The sequence below is a fragment of the Leeuwenhoekiella sp. MAR_2009_132 genome (assembly GCF_000687915.1).
GTDB lineage: Bacteria > Bacteroidota > Bacteroidia > Flavobacteriales > Flavobacteriaceae > Leeuwenhoekiella.
Genome location: NZ_JHZY01000002.1, coordinates 1,762,739 through 1,779,972, shown reverse-complemented (window position 1 = coordinate 1,779,972; position 17,234 = coordinate 1,762,739). Strand labels below are relative to the sequence as shown.

18 protein-coding genes are annotated in these 17,234 nt (G+C 35.5%); 11 read left to right on the top strand and 7 right to left on the bottom strand.

Annotation, left to right across the window (positions count from 1 at the left end; translation table 11 throughout):
• Positions 1 to 8: 8 nt before the first annotated feature.
• Together P164_RS07575 and P164_RS07570 are read right to left on the bottom strand one after the other, a co-directional pair.
• Positions 9 to 1,439: a CCA tRNA nucleotidyltransferase gene (locus P164_RS07575; RefSeq protein ID WP_028375835.1), complete on the bottom strand. Its 1,431-nt coding sequence runs from the start codon at positions 1,437 to 1,439 to the stop codon at positions 9 to 11.
• Between the two features lie 6 nt (positions 1,440 to 1,445).
• Positions 1,446 to 2,033 carry an L-threonylcarbamoyladenylate synthase gene (locus P164_RS07570; RefSeq protein ID WP_035899410.1) on the bottom strand — a complete coding sequence of 196 codons (588 nt, stop codon included), beginning with the start codon at positions 2,031 to 2,033 and terminating at the stop codon, positions 1,446 to 1,448.
• Positions 2,034 to 2,149: 116 nt separating this feature from the next.
• On the opposite strand from P164_RS07570, the gene P164_RS07565 reads away from it, so the two are divergent.
• Positions 2,150 to 2,929 (top strand): glycosyltransferase family 2 protein, encoded by a 780-nt coding sequence (locus P164_RS07565; protein WP_028375833.1) that lies wholly within the window; start codon positions 2,150 to 2,152, stop codon positions 2,927 to 2,929.
• Between the two features lie 13 nt (positions 2,930 to 2,942).
• Here P164_RS07565 and P164_RS07560 read toward each other — a convergent pair whose 3' ends face one another.
• Complete coding sequence (locus P164_RS07560) at positions 2,943 to 3,890, bottom strand: hypothetical protein (protein ID WP_028375832.1); 948 nt, start codon at positions 3,888 to 3,890, stop codon at positions 2,943 to 2,945.
• Positions 3,891 to 3,977: 87 nt separating this feature from the next.
• Here P164_RS07560 and P164_RS07555 point away from each other — a divergent pair, with 87 nt between their 5' ends.
• Complete coding sequence (locus tag P164_RS07555) at positions 3,978 to 4,736, top strand: lipopolysaccharide kinase InaA family protein (protein WP_028375831.1); 759 nt, start codon at positions 3,978 to 3,980, stop codon at positions 4,734 to 4,736.
• A gap of 4 nt (positions 4,737 to 4,740) precedes the next feature.
• Here the strand turns inward: P164_RS07555 and P164_RS18960 are convergent, their stop codons facing one another.
• Genes P164_RS18960 through P164_RS07540 form a run of 3 tightly spaced genes read right to left on the bottom strand, consistent with a single transcriptional unit; the run spans position 4,741 to position 8,461 of the window.
• Complete coding sequence (locus tag P164_RS18960; RefSeq protein ID WP_234405831.1) at positions 4,741 to 6,573, bottom strand: glycosyltransferase; 1,833 nt, start codon at positions 6,571 to 6,573, stop codon at positions 4,741 to 4,743.
• On the bottom strand, positions 6,563 to 7,636 hold the full coding sequence (locus P164_RS07545; RefSeq protein WP_028375830.1) for a glycosyltransferase family 9 protein: 1,074 nt from the start codon (positions 7,634 to 7,636) through the stop codon (positions 6,563 to 6,565). Before P164_RS07545 ends, P164_RS18960 begins: the two co-directional genes overlap by 11 nt.
• 9 nt (positions 7,637 to 7,645) lie before the next feature.
• Complete coding sequence (locus tag P164_RS07540) at positions 7,646 to 8,461, bottom strand: 2,3,4,5-tetrahydropyridine-2,6-dicarboxylate N-succinyltransferase (RefSeq protein WP_028375829.1); 816 nt, start codon at positions 8,459 to 8,461, stop codon at positions 7,646 to 7,648.
• 134 nt (positions 8,462 to 8,595) lie between these two features.
• On the opposite strand from P164_RS07540, the gene ruvX reads away from it, so the two are divergent.
• The 5 genes from ruvX to P164_RS07515 all read left to right on the top strand — a co-directional run bounded on the left by ruvX (position 8,596) and on the right by P164_RS07515 (position 12,191).
• Positions 8,596 to 9,003 (top strand): Holliday junction resolvase RuvX, encoded by a 408-nt coding sequence (ruvX, locus tag P164_RS07535; RefSeq protein WP_028375828.1) that lies wholly within the window; start codon positions 8,596 to 8,598, stop codon positions 9,001 to 9,003.
• 43 nt (positions 9,004 to 9,046) lie between these two features.
• Entirely contained in the window at positions 9,047 to 9,634 is a 588-nt protein-coding gene (def, locus tag P164_RS07530) for a peptide deformylase (protein ID WP_028375827.1), read from the top strand.
• A gap of 122 nt (positions 9,635 to 9,756) precedes the next feature.
• A complete protein-coding gene (locus tag P164_RS07525; RefSeq protein WP_028375826.1) occupies positions 9,757 to 10,305 on the top strand; it encodes a DUF5606 domain-containing protein in 549 nt (182 codons plus the stop codon).
• Positions 10,306 to 10,381: 76 nt separating this feature from the next.
• Positions 10,382 to 11,167: a nucleoside triphosphate pyrophosphohydrolase gene (gene mazG / locus P164_RS07520; RefSeq protein ID WP_028375825.1), complete on the top strand. Its 786-nt coding sequence runs from the start codon at positions 10,382 to 10,384 to the stop codon at positions 11,165 to 11,167.
• Between the two features lie 76 nt (positions 11,168 to 11,243).
• Positions 11,244 to 12,191: a sterol desaturase family protein gene (locus P164_RS07515; protein WP_028375824.1), complete on the top strand. Its 948-nt coding sequence runs from the start codon at positions 11,244 to 11,246 to the stop codon at positions 12,189 to 12,191.
• A gap of 2 nt (positions 12,192 to 12,193) precedes the next feature.
• On the opposite strand, the gene P164_RS07510 is transcribed toward P164_RS07515, so the two are convergent.
• On the bottom strand, positions 12,194 to 12,949 hold the full coding sequence (locus P164_RS07510; RefSeq protein ID WP_028375823.1) for a helix-turn-helix domain-containing protein: 756 nt from the start codon (positions 12,947 to 12,949) through the stop codon (positions 12,194 to 12,196).
• Positions 12,950 to 13,226: 277 nt separating this feature from the next.
• Here P164_RS07510 and P164_RS07505 point away from each other — a divergent pair, with 277 nt between their 5' ends.
• The 4 genes from P164_RS07505 to P164_RS07490 are packed head-to-tail and all read left to right on the top strand — an operon-like array spanning position 13,227 to position 17,152.
• A complete protein-coding gene (locus P164_RS07505) occupies positions 13,227 to 13,622 on the top strand; it encodes a hypothetical protein (protein WP_028375822.1) in 396 nt (131 codons plus the stop codon).
• 12 nt (positions 13,623 to 13,634) lie between these two features.
• Positions 13,635 to 14,354 carry a PspA/IM30 family protein gene (locus P164_RS07500; protein ID WP_028375821.1) on the top strand — a complete coding sequence of 240 codons (720 nt, stop codon included), beginning with the start codon at positions 13,635 to 13,637 and terminating at the stop codon, positions 14,352 to 14,354.
• Positions 14,354 to 15,070, top strand: coding sequence for a hypothetical protein (locus P164_RS07495; protein ID WP_035899406.1), 717 nt, complete (start codon positions 14,354 to 14,356; stop codon positions 15,068 to 15,070). Before P164_RS07500 ends, P164_RS07495 begins: the two co-directional genes overlap by 1 nt.
• 15 nt (positions 15,071 to 15,085) lie before the next feature.
• Positions 15,086 to 17,152 carry an SPFH domain-containing protein gene (locus tag P164_RS07490; protein WP_028375819.1) on the top strand — a complete coding sequence of 689 codons (2,067 nt, stop codon included), beginning with the start codon at positions 15,086 to 15,088 and terminating at the stop codon, positions 17,150 to 17,152.
• Positions 17,153 to 17,234: the final 82 nt, after the last annotated feature.

Sequence of the window (17,234 nt, the reverse complement as noted above, 5' to 3'; positions counted from 1 at the left end):
TAGTTGAATTAGTTACTTATAGCTTCCAGGCCCAATTCTGCTCCTTTCTGAAGCATAAATTCGTGCGCTGCATGGTATTCATTTGGGATTTCTCCCTCTAAAATAGCCTCTTTAATCGCCTCTTTTATAAGACCAATTTCTCGTGACGGTTTAAGGGAAAAAGTTTTCATAATCTCTTCGCCACTTACCGGTGGTTGAAAGTTACGCAAGTGATCCCGCTCTTCAACCTCTTCAATCTTTGATCGTACTGTTTTAAAGTTATTATGGTATCTCTTAAAGCGTTTTGGATTTTTTGTGGTGATGTCTGCTTCACAAAGCGTCATTAACTCCTCGAGATTTTCACCTGCATCAAAAATAAGGCGTCGTACAGCACTGTCTGTCACAAAATCTTCGGCAATTACGATAGGACGCGAACTCATTAAAACCAATTTCTGAACAAGTTTCATCTTTTCATTAAGGGGCATTTTTAGCCTTTTGAAAAGTTTATAAACCATTTTAGCGCCCACAAACTCGTGACCGTGAAAGGTCCATCCTATTTTTTTATCAAAACGCTTAGTAGGTGCTTTACCTATATCGTGTAGAAGTGCTGCCCATCTAAGCCATACATCATCTGTGTTTTCTGAAATATTATCAACCACCTCAAGTGTGTGATAAAAATTGTCTTTATGTTTTTGTCCTTCTTTTTCTTCGATACCTTTTAGAGCGGTAAGTTCGGGTAAGATCAGCGGAAGTAATCCGGTTTTTTCAAGTAAAAGAAATCCCTTAGAAGGTTTTTTACTCAGCATTATTTTGTTAAGCTCATCTACTATACGCTCATTAGTAATAATCTCAATACGCTCTTTATTTGCGCTAATTGCTTCTAGAGAAGTACGTTCTATTGTAAAATCTAACTGCGTAGCAAACCGTATTGCACGCATCATACGTAAAGGATCATCGCTATAGGTAATATCAGGATTTAAAGGCGTTCTTATAATCTCGCGCTCTAAATCTACAATACCATTAAAAGAATCAACCAGATTACCACGAGTAGCCTCGTTAAGACTTAATGCCAAAGCATTAATAGTAAAGTCGCGTCTGTTTTGATCGTCTTCTAAACTACCATTTTCTACGACGGGATTTCGACTATTTTCAGAGTAGGACTCTTTGCGGGCACCAACAAATTCAATTTCAATATCACCATCACGGAGCATTGCGGTGCCGTATGTTTTAAATACCTGCACTTTAGGTTTGTGTTTAAGAAGCGAAGCCACTTTTTGAGCAAGCTCAATACCACTGCCTACTGCAACAATATCTATATCTTTAGCAGAACCACGTTTTAATAAATAATCACGCACATAACCACCTATCACGTAGCTTTCTAATGCTAATTCTTCAGAAGCCCGGGTAATTACATCAAAGATTTTAGGCTTTAGTGCTTCCGGATATTTGGGGATTGACATGAGGTATTATTTTCGTAAAATCTCAACTTGACCGTTATTTTTCAACTTAATTATCGTTGAGGATTTGGTCGATTTATGTTTGCGCTGCAAATTTACGATATAGTCTACTCCTTCCAAAATTGGCTCGCTTATTTCTGGGAAACGCATAGGAGTTTTTTCACCACTTATATTTGCCGAGGTAGAAACCAGTGGTTTACCTAATTTTTTTATCAGGGCCTTGCAGAAACCATCTTCAACTACACGTATTCCCAGGGTATTGTCTTCTGCAATCAGATTTTCGGCAACACGTATGGGATCGTCATAAATTATAGTAGTGGGTTGTTCTGCGTATTTTAAAATGCTGTAAGCGATCTCCGGTATGTTTTCTATGTATTGGTTAAGCATCTTAAAATCACTTACCAGGCAGATTAATGATTTGCTTTCTGCACGTTTTTTGAGTGCGAAAATTTTATCAACAGCATCAGCGTTAGTAGCATCGCAACCTATTCCCCAAACGGTATCTGTAGGGTAGAGTAGTAGTCCACCTCGTTTTAATACGGTTATAGATTCATTTACCTCGTCAATAATATTTTGTTCGTATCGTTTAGCCGCCATAATTTTTAACCTGAAATTTTGTTCAAAGTTATCGCTTTGTGTATAAATAATAGGAAAACTTATCTTGCAAATAAATTGAGATCAATGCCTGTTTTATTTTATTATTCTATCATCTTATGACTGCTGCCATACTAATACCTACTTATAATTGGCCTCAGGCTTTACAACTTGTTTTAGCAAGTTTAGAAAACCAAACTGTTTTACCTGATGAGGTCTTAATTGCTGATGATGGCTCATCTTCTGAAACCAAACAGATTATTGAAGATTTTAAAAAACGTTTTGAAAAACCGGTTCATCATTTTTGGCATGAAGATAGAGGCTTTAGAAAATCGGAAATTCTAAATAAAGCACTGCTTAAATGTGTATCTGATTACGTGATACAGATAGATGGCGACTGCATTATGCATCGCAGTTTTATTGAAGATCACAAGCGATTTTCAGCAAAAAACACGTTTCTATATGGAAGTAGAGTAAATATTCAAAAAGGGTATTTAAAATTACTTTTCTCAAAAAAGGAGATTGACTTTAACTTCTTTTCAAAGGGAATAAAAAAACGAACACGCACACTGAGATTTCCTGTATTATGTGGCTTTTATAAATCTTCTCTAGAATTATCAACTAAAACAAGAGGTTGTAATTTTTCTTACTGGAGAGCAGATGCGATGAACGTTAATGGCTATGATGAGCTTTATACAGGTTGGGGTAGGGAAGATTCTGATTTTGCCGCAAGATTATTACATAGTGGAGTTGCTGGAAAGCGTATACGCTATGCTGGAATTGTTTATCATATTTGGCATCAGGAGAAATCTAAAGATAATCTGGAAATAAATAATTCGTATTACGAGAATGTACTTTCAGAAAAACGAATTCTTCCTGGTGTTGGAGCAGTGAAATAAAAAAGGATTTTTATTAATTTTCTAAGAATACGGTATTGACCCAAGCTGTGGTAGTGTATTTATTGTAAATCTCAGGCGGTAATTTTTGATAAGGAGTTTTTAAAAACTGTTCAGGAATAAGTATGTTTTGCAGATCTACAACCAGAATATTGTTTGGGTTGTAAAAGTCATAATTAATCACATCTTTATTTGTAGTTAATAATTTTTTCTCAAAACCTAAACTTTCCATTACTCTAAAGCTCAGACCAGTTTGATCTTCACGTTGAATGTCTACCATTCCTAAACTTTGAGAAATTTCACAATTTACTTCCTGGCTTTCAATTTTTCTTTTAATTGTTTTAACGTATTCTATTTCTTTTGAATTTTTAGTGTGAACTAAAAATTCATACTTAATGCTGTTTTCTTTTAGATATTTAGCGATGTTAAGAAGTTTAGGAAAACGCTCATCACGTGTTGAAATATTAAAAAAGTCGTAACGCGGTTTTACTAAAGTTGTAGGTTTTTCTGAAACCGGTATAAAATTAGTTAAGAATTTAAAATCGTGTTTTTCACAATCTGATTTTTCATAAGAGAAAACCGTATCAAAATGATGTAATACACTCATCTGACGAGGCATTTTTGCAAGACTGTCAAAAAGAAAGGTAATGTACTTATTGGTGATAGATTTTAAAAATACGTGAGTTTGATTTGCTAAATATTGGGGATGTATCACCAAAATCGAATCAAAACTTTTATGAGATAGATGACTTTTGAGAGCCCGATCTCTAAACTCCATTTTAGTGTTAAATCCTACCGTTTTCTTTATAAAAGCTACGAGATGATGCCATTTACTTTTATATTTAAAATCGAGTGGAGCCTTGCCGTGATATACAAATTCTGCAGTAATACCTTTTGATTCAAGCGCAGGTTTTAGATATTCCATATAGCCAAAAATATAGCTGGATACAATTAGAATTTTCATAGATATTTTAAAAAGGAGTTGAGTTAGCGCCTATAATTTCAAACTGAAAGCATTATAAAACTTAATTTTACAAATTAAATTTTCAGTATGAAAATATTCACAGCAAACGTTTTTAAAAATAGTCTTTTTCAACTAGAAGCCTTAATCAAAAATTTTGATACAGATGGTACAATGCTTTCTGATGGTACACGCAATCAGATAAAAATTTTCCAGTTAGACGGTGACGAGGTGGCTATTAAAGCCTTTGGAATTCCTAATTTTATAAATAGAGTTGTTTACAAGTACTTCAGAAAATCTAAAGCGCATCGCTCGTTTGAGTATGCGCAGAAGTTATTGAGTTTACATATAAAAACTCCAGACCCTATCGCTTATGCGGTTGAAGATTCAGGATTGCTTTTTGGTAGGAGTTATTATATATGCAAAAATTTAAATGCAGATTTAACTTACAGGACTTTAGTTCACGATAAAAATTATCCAGATTGGAGAAAGATTCTAGTAGATTTTACTGCCTTTACCTTTGAATTACACGAAAAGGGAATTCATTTTCTAGACCATTCTGCAGGAAATACATTAATTAAAAAAACGGAAGCCGGTTATGATTTTTATCTGGTAGACCTTAATAGAATGGAGTTTAAACCAATGTCTTTTAAAACCCGAATGCACAACTTTTCACGCCTTACTCCACACCGGGAAACGGTTGCCATTATGGCGCAGGAATATGCACGTTTAGCAAATTATGATCCTAAAGAAACCGAAGATGCTATGTGGCAGGAAACGGTAAATTTTCAAGAGCGTTTTAAAAAGAAGCGTGCCTTAAAAAAGAAAATTAAATTCTGGAAAAAATAGAATATTAATTTTTCTTGGTATTTCTCAAATGTCGAAGCTCAATATAGCGCATTCTCACGGCGTATGCCTGTAGTTTGCTTATAGTATAACCTGGCAACCCATCTCTAAACCCTTGTTGCAGAACATAATGTTTAAAAAAACGCCAGCACGGTTTAAGTATAAAATGATAGGCAGTTAATTTTCCGGTAATCTTATCATAGTCTTTGGCTTGCCAGAATGCATATGTTCTAAGCTTATCAACATATTGTTTTTCAGATTTAAAACTGAAATGATCTATTTTGTTCTGGAGTATTCCTATTTTATTGGTGCATTTTATTTCAGCGTGAACAGATTTATTTTCATACTTGCATTGATCACGCCTAAATAAACGGATTACTTTATCGTTTTGCCAACCACTATAAGAGATTACTTTATTTTTAAAATGATTGCGGCGATAAATCCAATAACCAGCAAGTTCAGGATCAGGATTTTGTAAGGTGATTAGAATTTCGTCTTTCAAGGACGGAGTAATTCGCTCGTCTGCATCAATAATCAAAACCCATTTATGCGTAGCTTGAGGAATTGCCCAATTTTTCTGAGATGCGGAATTCTCATAGTTACGTTGTAGAATAGTTGCAGAATAACGCTTCGCAATTTCTAGAGTTTTATCTGTACTAAATGAATCAACTATAATAATTTCATCAGCAAAATCTACAGATTGTAATGCTTGCTCAAGATTAGCCTCTTCATTAAATGTAGGAATGAGTACTGAAAGCTTTTTACGGTTCTCAATTTTAGGAAGCGTTGGTACGGCAGAGCTCCACTTAAGGGGTTCGTAATTGAGAAGCTTACGCATTTTATATTTGCGTACGAGATTGAGTGGTTTCTTTTTTAAATAAGATTTATCCTTATGTAAAAAGTCTATCGTAGCCTCGATGACCCGCTTGCTCGATTTCCCATCAAAGTAAGGGTGTGTTATCTGTATATAATTTTTTATAGCAGTCATTAACCCTGCTGGTTTTTCTACCGCTTTTATTATTGCTGTTTCTAAATCCTCAGCTTTCTTAATATTAATAAAGTGAGGTCCGGGTTTAGAATTGTTAAATGTAATTACCGGTTTTTCCTGTAAAATAAATTCAGTAATTGCAGATGTTGTATCGGCCAGCATCAAGTCTGCTTTCTTGAAAAGTGGCATGAGATCTGTCGTATTGTAATATGTAAAATCAGGTCCTTCCAGCTGTTTAAACTGGTTTATTATATGTTCTGGTAACTTAGGATGTAAAACGCACAAAAACCTGTACCGTCCTGTTTCTGAAAGTCTTTTTATTTCTTGTATCATACTTTCTTGATACGCAAGACTGTATTTAGGTGAAAATGTTGAAGCGATAAAAATCACTGGTTTTTTGGTAACCGGTTTTGGTACTAATGGAAATAAAGGATCTACTTTACTCCATCCTGTTTCTACAACTTCAAAAAAGCCGAGTTTCTTTTTCTTTTCATTAAAAACAGATGTAGTAGAAGGACCTTGTGTGCAGTATAAATCAAAGAAACTACGTATCCTAAAGTGTCCCTTTCGCATACTGTGCTTATTTGCCAGAAAACCGTGAAAGATCTGTACTTTAATGCCGGGTATGAAATAAGCAACGCTGTCTGTAGCCGTTAAAACAATATGTGGGTGGTAGTATATAGCCTCTTCAACAGTATTACAAACCTCTTTTCCAGATATCGCTTTTTGTGTATACTCCAGGTCAGCAAACCATTTTACCTCAAAGCCCAGCCTTTTGATTTCTTCTTCTAAAGGTTCACCGATAGGAATACCATAGGTGTGCGAGATATAGATGAGAAATCTATACTTCATAAGGAGCTAAGTTTTTTAAAAAACGCATCAAATCAGGTTTAATTAAATCTGGAGTAAAGTTCTGATATAAATTATGGTTTTCTGCCAGGATTTCTTTTTGAGATTTTAAATGTTCAAAGAGTTGGGGTTTGAAATGTTGTAAATGAGCACTGCTGTGATTTTTATCTTCCTCAAAACTCCAGGCTTTTGTTTCTATTTGTGGAGCGTAAATCGCAAATGTACGCGTGCCTACTGCTTTGGCCATGTGTATGGCGCCACCTTCATTACCTACAAGCGCATCGCAATGATGGCATATCGCGATAAATTTCCGAAGGCTTTTAGCATAGCAATTTAAAAATATCTTAGCCTGAACCTTAGGAGAGCACAATTTGTATAGTTCTTTAACTTCAGCGAGCTGACTGGGGATATAGTTAAATAATAATTGTGCATCTGAGGTAGCAATGAGTGTTTCTAAAAGTTCTGCAAGATAAGAAAGCGGATAGGTCTTTTGAGGATTGCTTCCTAAAACACCTATCATTATAAGAGGTTTAGAAAGATCTATTTCAAAACTCTTTAGAAATTCTTTTGCCTCAGTAATCTCAAGATCACTTAAATAAATTTTAGGTTGATAGGATATGCTTTGATCTAAACCCAGGCATGCTGCTAATTTCAGCCTAAACTGTATAGCGAGTCCGGCTTTATTTACTTGAGTACTTTCGTAGGTAGAACTCCTGGTGTAGAAAGCCCGGGTATACCATTTGGCTCTTCCGGAACGTATTTTAGCACCGCTATAAAAAGATAAGAGGGCAGAACCTATTTTAGAGTATGCATCAATAACTGCGGTATAGTTTTGAGCTCTAAGTAAGTGTGCAAATTTTAAGAAAGAAATTTCAGCACCCTCAAAATCTTCCTGATCAAAAATAATTTTATCAATCATCGGGTTATTTTCAACAACCGCAAACGTATGTTTTTTAATGAGGTAATGAAGTTCTGCTTCAGGATATAATTCTCGTAGGGCTTTAAAAAGGATAGATGACGTAAGTACGTCACCTATCATCTTCTGTTGTATAATGAGAATTTTCATTAAAAATCTTTAAACCGCTACATCATATTCGCGAAGTGCATCATTTAATGAAGTCTTCTTGTTGGTACTTTCTTTACGGGTACCTATAATCAATGCACAAGGAACATTGTATTCTCCTGCAGCAAATTTCTTAGTATAACTACCAGGAATTACTACAGAACGTGGGGGTACATACCCTTTAGTCTCAACAGGAGTATCACCGGTAACATCAATAATCTTTGTAGAAGCGGTTAATACAACATTTGCACCCAGAACAGCTTCTTTACCTACATGTACGCCTTCAACAACAATGCAGCGAGAGCCTATAAATGCGTTATCTTCAATGATAACAGGAGCTGCTTGTAAAGGTTCTAAAACACCACCTATGCCTACACCACCACTTAGGTGTACATTTTTACCTATTTGAGCACAACTACCTACGGTTGCCCATGTATCTACCATGGTACCTTCATCTACATATGCTCCTATATTTACATAACTTGGCATTAGAATTACACCTTTAGAGATATATGCACCGTGACGTGCAACTGCATTAGGCACAACACGTATTCCTTTATCCTGATATCCTTTTTTAAGAGGCATTTTATCGTGGTATTCAAAGATACCTACTTCTAATTTTTCCATTTTTTGAATAGGGAAATAAAGCACTACGGCTTTTTTAACCCACTCATTCACCTTCCAGCCATCACCATCTGGTTCTGCAACTCTTAAGGTACCATTATCTAGAAGTTCAATAATTTCACGTATTGCATCTTGAGTCACTTTCTCACTTAAAAGAGAACGATCTTCCCAGGCTGCTTCAATTACATTTTGTACTTGTTTCATTTAATAAGATTTCCGGTTATATAAAATAAGAGAATCGTTTAAATAGATTCAGGGTTTAAAGATAGTTTAGGCACAATAAAAAAACCAAGATACCCGCTATAAGTTTTAAAGCCTTATTTTTGCCAAAAAATAATATGGCTCGTATTCTCGCATTAGATTATGGTACAAAGCGCACAGGTATTGCAGTTACTGATGAGTTGCAGCTTATAGCTTCTGGCTTAACTACTGTAGATACTAAAGTTTTAATGGGCTTTTTAAAAGAGTATCTGGCAAAAGAAAATGTAGAGCTTATACTTTTAGGAGAACCTAAACGTATGGATTACAGTGCCTCTCAGGTAGAAGTAGAGATAAGTAAATTTCGCGAAAGCCTAGAAAAAATTACATCAATACCTATACAACGGGTAGACGAGCGCTTTACATCAAAAATGGCTGCTCAAACCCTTATAACCGGTGGTGTAAAGAAGAAGAAAAGACAGAATAAAGCACTCTTAGATGAAATAAGTGCGACAATCATTTTACAGTCATACTTATATAATTTGTAAGCTTGCTGAATATTTGAGAATTATTATATAGAAATTAGAACTCATGATTTTACCTATAGTTGCATACGGAGATCCCGTATTAAGAAAAAAAGCAGCTCCTATTGCTAAAGATTTTCCAGATTTAGATAAACTGGTTGATAATATGTTTGATACTATGTACGCGGCTAGTGGAGTAGGGCTTGCTGCACCTCAAATAGGAAAAGCAATTCGTCTATTTGTCGTAGATGCAACACCATTTGCAGATGATGACGATTTAACTGAAGAAGAACAAGCACGTTTAAAAACATTTAAGAAAGCATTTATTAATCCTGAAATTGTAGAAGAAACAGGTGACGAATGGGCTTTTAATGAAGGCTGCTTGAGTATTCCCGGCGTTAATGAAGATGTCTTTAGATGTCCTAATGTCAAGATCAAGTATCAGGATCTTGAGTTTAACGAGTATATTGAAGACTTTGATGGATTATTAGCACGTGTGATTCAACACGAGTATGACCACATTGAAGGAATTTTATTTACAGATAAACTCAGCAGTTTAAAAAAACGTATAATTAAAAGTAAGTTAGCAGCTATAAGTAAAGGAAAAACCAATGCTGAATATCGTATGCGTTTTCCCGATAAAAAAATGCGTTAATTAATTTTGCATTTAGGCTTCTAATAAATTTTGAAAATTGAAAAAGAGCCTAGATATTTGCCAGCCTCTTAATGAGCTATAATTAAAGAAATCAAACCCGCTCTTGCGGATAAAAATATATTATGAGTTTAGATAAAATAGTTTCAATTTCAGGAAAACCGGGATTATATCACCTTCGCGCACAAACGCGATCTGGTTTTATTGCAGAATCACTGGCCGATGGTAAGAAAATGCCTGTAGGTTTAAGACATAATGTGAGTGTGCTATCAGAAATCTCTATTTATACTTTAGATGGGGAGTCTCCATTGCGTGAAGTTTTTGCTAAAATAGCAGAGAAAGAAAATGGAGGTAGCGCCATAGATCACAAAGGTTCTAAAGATGAGCTCGAAGCTTATTTCTTTGAGATTTTACCAAATTTTGATGAAGATCGCGTTTATGCAAGTGATATCAAAAAGGTAATTCAATGGTATAATTTATTACAGAAAAATAACCTTTTAGGAGAAGCTCAAAAAGAAACGGCAGATGATGCTTCTGAAGAAGGTAAATCTAAAGTAGCAGCTAAAGCTGCTCCTAAAGCACAGACAACTGCAAATACACAGCCTAAAGGTGGTAAATCATCTTCGGCTAAAAAAGGTGCAAGTGCAAAAAGCACAGCAGCCCGTAAAAAATAAACAGTTTAGTTTTTATAATTTAACCACAATTTGATTGAAATCAGATTGTGGTTTTTTAGTTTATACACATACCGTTATGAATAGTAGAGAAGAGCAGTTAAAAGCAATAGATCGTTTACTAACTATTATGAATGAGTTGCGTGAGCAATGCCCGTGGGATCGTAAACAAACACTTGAAAGTCTTAGGCATCTTACCATTGAAGAGACTTACGAACTAGGAGATGCTATTCTTGATAATGACCTCGAGGAAGTTAAAAAAGAGTTGGGTGATTTATTATTACACATTGTGTTCTATGCAAAAATAGGTAGTGAAACATCTGATTTTGATATTGCCGACGTTGCTAATGGAATTTGTGAAAAACTAATTTCGCGGCATCCGCATATTTACGGTGGTGTAAAGGTTGAAAATGAGGAAGATGTAAAGCGTAACTGGGAAAATTTAAAACTGAAAGAAGGTAAAATTTCGGTATTAGAAGGTGTGCCAAAATCATTGCCAGCATTAGTTAAGGCAAGCCGTATTCAGGATAAAGTTGCCGGAGTGGGTTTTGACTGGGAAAAGCCCGAACAGGTTTTTGAAAAACTACAGGAAGAATTGGCCGAACTACAGGTTGAGGTAGATGCTAAAGATCAGGTTAAAATGGAAGCTGAGTTTGGAGATGTTTTATTTTCGATGATTAACTATGCACGATTTTTAAAAATAGACCCTGAAAGTGCACTTGAGCGTACTAATAAGAAATTTATTAAGCGCTTTCAGTATTTAGAAACTAAAGCAAAAGAAAAAAATAAAGATTTGCGAGATATGACTCTGAGAGAGATGGATGTATTTTGGGAAGAAGCTAAAAAATCTAAAATTGCGAATTAATTAAAAATTAGAGCTTTAGCATTAAAACTATTGAATTGTGCTTTGCAAAGTCTATTTTTGGGATTAAACCAACTTTATGGACTTTACTAACCCGTTAATATACGGCGTTCCCTGCTTTTTAGGATTAATACTCGTTGAACTTACCTACAGCAAACACTCAGAAAGAAAAGAACTTTATCACTGGAAAGATTTAACGGCCAGCCTCGTGATGGGTGTTGGTTCTTCTATAATAGCCCCTTTAGTTAAAACAGTCACTGTTATTTTACTCTTTAACTGGGTTTATGACCTCTTCAATCCTGAGATTGATGGAGTACGAACAAATATTATGGGCTGGACTTCTTTTGGTTATGCCTGGTATATTTGGATTTTATGTCAACTGGCAGATGATTTCTCCTATTATTGGTTTCACAGACAAAATCATATGGTGCGTTTTTTCTGGGCTGCGCACATTGTTCACCATTCTTCAGATAATTTTAATTTAGGTACTGCTGTGCGTAACGGTTGGTTTACCATATTTTACAAACCTTTGTTTTATGTATGGATTGTCGCTATAGGCTTTCCGCCAGAAATGTTAGTCGTTTGTTTAGGCATTGAAGCATTATGGCAATTTCAATTACATTCTCAATATATACCAAAGCTGGGTATTATAGATAAAGTATTTAATACCCATACGATGCATCAAGTACATCACGCCAGAAACCTGGAATATATGGATAAGAACCATGGCGGGTTCTTAAATACCTTCGATCGTATTTTTGGAACTTTTAAAGAACTTGACGAGGAGATTGATATCGAATATGGTGTAACACATGCGCCAGACTCATACAACCCTTTTGTCATACTTACACACGAGTATAAAGACATTTGGTTAGATACTAAAAAGTCTCCAAAACTTTATGATAAGTTCATGTACATTTTTGGGCCTCCGGGTTGGAGTCATGATGGGAGTACATTAACGATTAAGCAACAACGCAGACTACTGCGCGAGGAAGAAAAGTTAGGTAATTTTGAACTTGCGGAGTAGATTTATAATCTTCCTCTTAACTTAGCAAATTCCTGCTCGAGCATGATTAACTTTTCTTCAATACCGCTTGAAACTTCACTAACACGTCTTTGAAAAACAGCGGTTATACACCACATCTCTTTAACATCAGATACCGCCACAGTTATCTCATCTATACTCTTGTGATCTGCTCTTAAAATGAATTGATCATTTACGATATAAAGTCTGCGTAGTATAAGTTGGTTCATCGCTAAAACTAGCACGAGTGTGCCATTGCTCAATTTTGTATAGTTATCCTGAGGTACAAATTCTCCTATGACCCAGTCTTTAGGAAACAAACCCTGATCCTGACTACTCATTTCCAGGTTTGTGATAATGTAGGCGCGCAAGGGTGTTTTGATATCAATGGGTACTTCAACGTGAACCATATCTGCAACAAAACTATTCTTATCAAAGTAGTTTATATAATCTGCGCTATTTTTTTCTGTAATGCAGGGTATTGCGGTAAAACGTTCTTTATTAATCGCTTCAAATTGCTCAGTCAACTCTCCTTTAAATTTTAAAAGTTCGTTTACAGTTAATTCGCGTGTTAGTAAATCACCTATAGGAATGCTAAAATAATTAGCAATTTTTATTAAAGTTTCAATCTTGGGTTCACTTCGACCTTCTTCGTAAGCACCTAAAGTGCCTCGTTTTAAGTCGAATAGCTCTGCGAACGCCTGTTGACTTAAAGTTTTAACGCTGCGAATTTTTCTAATATTTTTTCCGAAAAAAGACATAATTTGCTAATTATATTTGCAATTGATAAATATTTACTTATATTTACCTAACAATATTAGCTAATAAATCAACAATCAGCTAATTTTTTTAGTATTACTGAAGTATTAGTTGGCGTTATTTTCAAATAATTTATTCATCAATCAAAAATCAAACGTTATGGGAATGCTTATTTACACATTATTAACAACAATATTTACCGCTGTCTGAAGATTTAAAGCACAGTTTTTTGTATTATTAAACTTTAGAAAAATTTAACATTTCACCAAGTACTAACCGATGAAAGATCATTTTTTAATTACAAAAACCTTTCTACTAGAACTCGATTTTAATATAACATTTGAGAATCCTGAAGATGGGATCATTGTTGTGCAAAAAGAGAGTTCTGTTATACGAAATCTTATTCTGGGAGTTGCACCGCCTATTTTAATACTAGAGCAATTTATTTTTAAGATTAACAATCAGTCTGAAAAGATATTTAAAAGCTTGTTGCAGAAAAACAGAGATATCATTCACGGCGCATTTGTGATAAACGAATCTGGTGAGAAAGTGATATTTAGAGATACGCTTCAGATTGAGAATATGGATATTAATGAATTGGAAGGTTCTTTAAACTCCTTAAGCCTTTTAATGAGTGAGTACTCAGATAAAATTATTGAATTTTCAAAATATTAAACCTTAGAAACCATGAACATTTTTAGACGACTTTTTAAAATAGGAGAGGCTGAAGCAAATTCGGCAATTGATAATATGGAAGACCCTATCAAATTAACAGAGCAGGGAATTCGTGATATGAAGCAGGATCTTGATAAAAGTCTGGAGGCTTTAGCGCAAGTAAAAGCTTTGGCTATTAGAGCTAAAAACGATCAGGATGAATATCAAAATAAAGCAGAAGAGTATCAGAGTAAAGCTATAATTATTCTTAAAAAAGCGCACAACGAGCAGATGGATGCTGCAGAAGCAGACCGCCTGGCTAAAGAAGCTTTATTAAAGAAAGAAGAAGCGCAGAAACAAGTAGAGCAGGCTAAAGTTGAATCTGAGAAATTTGACGGTAACGTAGCGCAATTGCAAAAAAATATTCAGAATATAAAAGCAAATATCAGTAAGTGGGAAAACGAACTCAAAACGCTTAAAGCTCGAGTTAAAGTGAGCAATGCTACTAAAAGCCTAAATAAACAAATGGCTGAATTAGATAGTACTGGTACTGTTTCTATGCTTGAGCGTATGAAAGAAAAAGTTGCTCAGGAAGAAGCTTTAGCAGAAGCGTATGGAGATATCGCCAGTTCAAAAAAGTCTATTGATGACGAACTGGATAAAGCAGCAGATCTTACAACTGAAAAAGCAGAAGACGAACTTGAAAAATTAAAATCGCAATTAGGTTTTAACGATTCTAAAAACCAGGCATAATGGTGAACGCAACATTAACAGAAGTCCTTTTTTCACCCGTAAATATGGTTCTATCCATATTGTTGATCATCCTTATTTTATACTGGATTGTCACCATGATAGGAGGGCTTGATTTTGATCTGGACATTGATGTCGATGTAGATATTGATGCAGATGTAGATCTTGACACCGGCCTGGAAGGCGGTAATATGGACTTTGAAGATGTGTCTAATGTTGAAGTAACAAAAGAGAATGTAATAGGGAAACGCCGTAAACCCTTAAAAGGTTGGCAGATTTTCCTAATCTACTTCAACTTTGTTGGACTTCCGTTTATGTTCACCTTTACCTGCTGGATTTTTATCTGGTGGTTAATGACCAGTATAACTACTGCGCTTACATTTACTTACGATAATGTATTTGGCTTTGCAATTATGTTAATTACGTGTATTCCGGCACTATTTGTAAATAAAATATTTACGACTCCTTTTAAAGGTTTTTTTACTCACCTCAACAAAGACGGTGATGTAGCAGTAGATTATTTGGGTAGAAAAGCAACTTTGCTTTCAAATATTTCAGGCGAAAAAATGGGCAATGCAGAAGTTGTTGCAGACGGCAACTCCATGTCTATTTATGTAAAATCACTTACGGGTGAACCACTAATTTATGGAAGTTCGGTGTTGATTATTAAACACTCACCAGATCAGACCTATTACTTAGTACAAAATTATAACGACTAAATAAATCAATCAAATATGAATCAAATTTTACCAATTATTGGAATTGGATTGGGAATTCTCTTGTTCCTGGTCATCGTTTATTTCGCGATCATCGCGATGTTTTACAAAAAAGTACATCAGGGACAGGCACTTATACGTACCGGTTTTGGTGGGACTAAAGTAGCTACAGATAAAGGTTTGTATGTAGTTCCGGTATTCCACAGAGTAGAAATCATGGATGTTTCGGTTAAGAAAATCCAGATTGAAAGACTTGGAGTAGAAGGTCTTATTTGTAAAGACAACATGCGCGCAGATATTAAAGTGGCGTTCTTCGTTAGAGTAAATAATGATGTTGCCTATATTAAAAAAGTGGCGCAGACTATTGGTGTTGCTCGTGCTTCTCGTATAGAAACCCTTGAAGATCTTTTTGAAGCTAAATTCTCTGAAGCTCTTAAAACTGTTGGGAAGAAATTTCAGTTTATTGAATTGTATGAGGCGCGTCGCGAGTTTCGTGATGAGATCGTAGACATCATTGGTACAGATCTTAATGGGTATACGCTAGAAGATTGTGCGATTGACTTTTTAGAGCAAACTCCGGTTATACATTTAAAAGCCGATAATATTCTGGATGCCGAAGGGATTAAGAAAATTACAGAGCTTACCGCAATTCAGAATGTAAAAGCAAACCTTATTAAGAGAGATGAGGAGAAAACCATTCGCAAGCAGGATGTTGAAGCTCGCGAGGCGATACTAGAGTTAGACAAACAGCTTGCTGAAAAAGAAGAACAGCAGAAACGAGAGATTGCTAATATTAAAGCACGAGAGGAAGCAGAGACGATGAAGGTTGCAGAAGAAGAACGCCTTAAGTCTGAAACAGCGCGTATTGCAACACAGGAAAAAGTTAAGGTTGCAGAAGAAAATATGGAGCGTCAGATTATTGTCGCTGCAAAAAATAAACAACGCACCGATGCTGTAGAAACAGAACGTGTTGAAAAAGATCGTTTACTGGAAGCAACTGAAAGAGAACGTGTGGTAACACTAGCTCAAATTGAGAAAGAGAAAGTTGTAGAAGTTGAGAAGAAAAATATTCAGGATGTGATACGCGATCGTGTTATTCTTGAAAAAGGTGTGGTGGCCGAGCAGGAGAATATGAAAGATATTCAGGCATTTAAAACGGCAGATCGAGATAAGCAGGTTAAAATTACCATAGCTGAAGCTAATGCAGAAGAATCATTAATTAAAACGATTAAAGCTGCCGAAGCTCAAAAAGAAGCTGCTAAACAAAAAGCGGAAGAAATCAATATCGAAGCGCTTGCTCATAAAGAAGCTTCAGAGAAAGAAGCGCAGGCACGTAAAATTTTAGCAGAAGCACAAGCTAAAGAAGAAGCGACTGTAGGTATGTCTGAAGCACAGGTAATGCACGCAAAAGCAGATGCGCACGAGCGCCAGGGTGTTGTTGAAGCCTCTATTATAGAGAAGAAAGCAAAAGCAGAAGCAGCCGGTATGGAAGCAAAAGCAGATGCCAAGCGCAAAGATGGTATGGCAGAAGCAGATGTAATAAAAGGTAAAGCACTTGCAGATGCAGCAGGTATCGAAGAAAAAGCAAACGCAATGAAGAAACTTGACGGTGTAGGTAAAGAGCACGAAGAGTTTAAACTGCGTTTAGATAAAGAATTGCAAGTTGATCTGGCTCATATAAACATTCAAAAAGATATTGCTGATGCTCAGGCTCAGGTAATAGGCGATGCGTTGAAAGCAGCTAAAATTGATATTGTAGGTGGCGAGACCATGTTCTTTGATCAGATTATCGGTCAGATTACCAGAGCAAAAGGTTACGATCGTCTGGTAGCTAACAGCACTAATATTCAGGATGTAAAGAATGCAATTTTGGGCAGCGACGATGTCAAAGGTAATTTGCTTGAAAAAGTAAAAGAGTTTGCAGACAAATACGGCGTTTCTTCAGAAGATATTAAAAATCTTACGATAGCAAACCTGTTAATGCATCTCAAAGAGCAATCTCACGACAGTGAAGAGCAGAGTTTATTTGGTAATCTTTTTAATCTTGCAAAAGGTTTAGGCTTATCTGATAAGAAGCTGAAGTAAAATTAAATAAGCACTTCGACAGGCTCAGTGTGACGTTGTGGTGTCAGTCTGAGTTTGTCGATTACTTTAAGAAAAGTAATTC